Raw genomic sequence first — 3,220 nt, forward strand, 5'->3', positions numbered from 1 at the left:
GCCCCGCACCGCGCGGTGCGGGGCCGGGAGGACTGCCGCGCCGGGGCGCACCCGGCGGCGCGCCGCCGGGTCCCTACTGGGCGAGGAACGACAGCAGGTCCTGGCGGCTGATGACGCCGGTGGGCTTGCCCTCGACCAGCACGATCGCCGCGTCGGCCTTCTCCAGGGCGACCATGAGGTCGGCGACGGGCTCGCCGGAGCCGACCTGCGGCAGCGGCGGGCTCATGTGCTTCTCCAGCGAGTCGTCCAGGGTGGCGCGCTGCGCGAAGAGCGCGTCCAGCAGCTCGCGTTCGACGACGGAACCGACGACCTCGGCCGCCATGACGTCGGGGTGGCCGGCACCGGGCTTCACGATCGGCATCTGGGAGACGCCGTACTCGCGCAGCACCTCGATGGCCTCGCCGACGGTCTCGTCGGGGTGCATGTGGACCAGTTCGGGGATGCCGCCGGTCTTGCGGCGCAGCACGTCGCTGACGCGCGTCTCGGGCTCGCCGCCCTCCAGGAAGCCGTAGTCGGCCATCCACTCGTCGTTGAAGATCTTGCTGAGGTAGCCGCGTCCGCCGTCGGGAAGCAGCACGACGACCACGTCGTCGGGGCCGAGCTCCCGGGCGACCTCCAGCGCACCGGCGACGGCCATGCCGCAGGATCCGCCGACGAGCAGCCCCTCCTCCTTGGCGAGGCGGCGGGTCATCTGGAAGGAGTCCTTGTCGGAGACGGCGACGATGCGGTCGGCGACCTCCCGGTCGTAGGCGTCGGGCCAGAAGTCCTCGCCGACGCCCTCGACCAGGTAGGGGCGACCGCTGCCGCCGGAGTAGACGGAGCCCTCGGGGTCGGCGCCGACGACCTGGACCGTGCCCGAGCTGGCGTCCTTGAGGTAGCGGCCGGTGCCCGAGATGGTGCCGCCGGTTCCCACGCCCGTCACGAAGTGGGTGACGCGACCCTCGGTCTGGGTCCAGATCTCCGGGCCGGTCGTCTCGTAGTGGGAGCGCGGGTTGTCCGGGTTGCTGTACTGGTCGGGCTTCCAGGCGCCGGGCGTCTCGCGGACGAGGCGGTCGGAGACGTTGTAGTAGGAGTCGGGGTGGTCGGGGTCGACCGCGGTGGGGCAGACCACGACCTCGGCGCCGTAGGCGCGCATCACGTTGATCTTGTCGGCGGAGACCTTGTCGGGGCAGACGAAGACGCAGTGGTAGCCCTTGCGCTGGGCGACGATCGCCAGGCCGACACCGGTGTTGCCGGAGGTGGGTTCGACGATGACCCCGCCGGGCTTGAGCGCGCCGGACGCCTCTGCGGCCTCGATCATCCGCAGCGCGATGCGGTCCTTCACGGAACCACCGGGGTTGAAGTACTCGACCTTGGCAAGCACCGTCGCCTCGATGCCTTCGGTGACGCTGTTGAGCTTCACCAGCGGCGTGTTGCCGACAAGGTCGATCATCGACTCGTAGTACTGCACTGTGTCTCCACACTCCTGATCGGCGTCGGTCGCGGCGGTGGGGCCGGCTCCGGTGGTTCGTCGGTCTCGCGGGCCGCGCGGTGCGACGGCTGCGATCCGGCTGTCGGCTGTGTGTCGCCACCGGCACTCTATCGGCGCGGCCCCGCATGTGGACGCGCGTTGCGCACACCCGCGCGACCGCTCCGGCGCGGGAAGCGTGGAGCACGCCGGTGCGGGTACGTCGCAGATACGCCGGGTCACCGACGGCGACGGACGGCGGCGGGCCGGTCGGCGGGTGTACGCACCGCGGTGCGCGGCGCGCGCGGACGTCGGTGGTGCGCACGCTACCGGCACGGCACACGGCAGGATCGGCACGAACAACGGCGGCAGCGCCGGGCGGCACGGCAAGACAGCGGTATCGCGGTATCGCTCAGCACGAGGACGGCAAGGGCGCCGCCACCCGGACCGGGGCGGCGGCGGGACGAACGAGGACAGCGGACCGGGAGAAGGCACACCGGACGGTGTCGCGCCGCGGCACCGCGGCCGGCGCCCCCGGTCGAACCGGCGGGCACGGCGGCCCGCCGTGCGGGGAGGTGGAACGGTCCATGGCGGGAGCGAGAGTGGCGCGGCGGATCGCGACGGCTGCGGCGTTGGGCGGCGGCGGGATCGGCGTCGTGGGCGGGGTGGCACTGGGTGTGCTGCTCACCGAGGCCCAACTGGCCAGGCGGCAGATCGGGGTGAGCGAGGAGACCCCGCCGGTCGCGGACGGCAGGTACGGCGCGGGGCTCGGCAGCGGGCGGCGGCCACCGCTGCGGCTGGGGTTCCTCGGGGACTCCACCGCCGCCGGGCTCGGCGTGCAGCGCGCCGCCCAGACGCCCGCCGCACTGGTCGCCTCCGGGTTGGCCGCCGTGGCGGAGCGGCCGGTGGAGCTGCGGAACGTGGCGCTCAGCGGGGCGGAGTCCACCGACCTGGCGCGGCAGGTGTCGCTGCTGCTGGCCGACACCCTGTCGTCCCCGGCGCCGGACGTCTGCGTGATCATGATCGGCGCCAACGACGTGACCGGACACGTCTCCCCGGCCACCTCCGTCCGTTGCCTCTCGGAGGCTGTGACCCGGCTGCGGTCGGCGGGTGCGCGGGTGGTGGTGGCGACCTGCCCGGACCTGGGGACCATCGAGCCGGTGGCCCAGCCGCTGCGGTGGGTGGCGCGACGGCTGAGCCGGCAGCTGGCGGCGGCGCAGACCATCGCCGTGGTGGAGCTGGGCGGCCGGACGGTCTCGCTGGGCGATCTGCTCGGCCCGGAGTTCGCCGCCAACCCCCGGGAGATGTTCGGCCCCGACCGCTACCACCCCTCGGCGGAGGGGTACGCGACCGCCGCGATGGCGCTGCTGCCGACGGTGTGCGCGGTGATGGGCGTGTGGCCGGAGCCCGAGCGGATGGAGCCCGCACGCCGGGAGTCGGTGCTCTCGGTGGAGCGTGCCGCGGTCCGCGCGGCGAAGGAGGGCGGCACGGAGGTCGCCTCGGACGCGGACGCACTGCGCGCGCCCTGGGCGCTGCTCAAGCACCGCCGGCGGCGCCGCATCGCGGCGTCCGAGCCCGAGCGGTCGGACGACCGCGCCGCGGACGCGTCGCCGGAGCCCGGCGCGCGGCGGGATGACGGCCGTGACGACGGGAGCGGCGACACGGGCGGCAGCGGAGGCACGGGAGGCGCCGGTCCGGGTGGCGCGGGGCCCGGGGAGCCGGGGCCGGGCGGGACCGGCTCGGGGCGTGCCGGGTCGTCGGGCTCCGGTGCCT

The 3,220-nt window shown here is 74.7% G+C and carries 2 protein-coding genes; one reads left to right on the forward strand and one right to left on the reverse strand.

Annotated features, from left to right (window positions below):
- Nucleotides 1-73: 73 nt before the first annotated feature.
- Nucleotides 74-1,450, reverse strand: a complete 1,377-nt coding sequence (locus HCJ92_RS23240; RefSeq protein WP_167935577.1) for a cystathionine beta-synthase — start codon at nt 1,448-1,450, stop codon at nt 74-76.
- 584 nt (nt 1,451-2,034) lie between these two features.
- On the opposite strand from HCJ92_RS23240, the gene HCJ92_RS23245 reads away from it, so the two are divergent.
- The coding region (locus tag HCJ92_RS23245) for an SGNH/GDSL hydrolase family protein (protein ID WP_167935578.1) at nt 2,035-3,220 on the forward strand (1,186 nt) is incomplete at its 3' end.

Origin of the sequence: Streptomyces spiramenti, assembly GCF_012034385.1 — a bacterium.
GTDB classification, from domain to species: domain Bacteria; phylum Actinomycetota; class Actinomycetes; order Streptomycetales; family Streptomycetaceae; genus Streptomyces; species Streptomyces spiramenti.